Source organism: Mesorhizobium sp. M8A.F.Ca.ET.161.01.1.1 (assembly GCF_004792105.1).
Taxonomy (GTDB): domain Bacteria; phylum Pseudomonadota; class Alphaproteobacteria; order Rhizobiales; family Rhizobiaceae; genus Mesorhizobium.
Window position 1 is genome coordinate 1 of sequence record NZ_SRTD01000191.1, and the last position, 358, is coordinate 358.

1 pseudogene is annotated in these 358 nt (G+C 62.0%); it reads left to right on the top strand.

Annotation, left to right across the window (positions count from 1 at the left end):
* Positions 1-133: 133 nt before the first annotated feature.
* A pseudogene (locus EN804_RS35260) lies at positions 134-358 on the top strand (hypothetical protein); the annotation flags it as partial.

The following is a 358-nucleotide window of genomic DNA, read 5'->3' on the forward strand; positions in this document are numbered from 1 at the left end:
GGCGATTTCCCTGCTGAAAAGTTGTTGACAACCCTCCGCCCGCTGCTAAGGTGGGCATCAGAGGGAAATCCGGGTGTTTTGTGGGTTTTCGTGGTTCAATGTTTCACCGGGCGAAGGACAAGGTGCAGGCGTCGTGTTCCAGGGCGAGACGGCCATCACAGTTGACGACAAGGGGCGCATGGCGGTTCCCACCGCTTACCGCGACCTCGTCGCGCGCGCCAGCAACAACCGTCTCGTGCTGACCTACAACCCGTTCGAAGCCGGCTGCCTGTGGCTGTACGCAGAGTCGGAATGGGAGCGGGTCCGCGACGATGTGATGTCCAAGCCCAACACCCAGCGCGTCGTGCGCCCGTTGCAG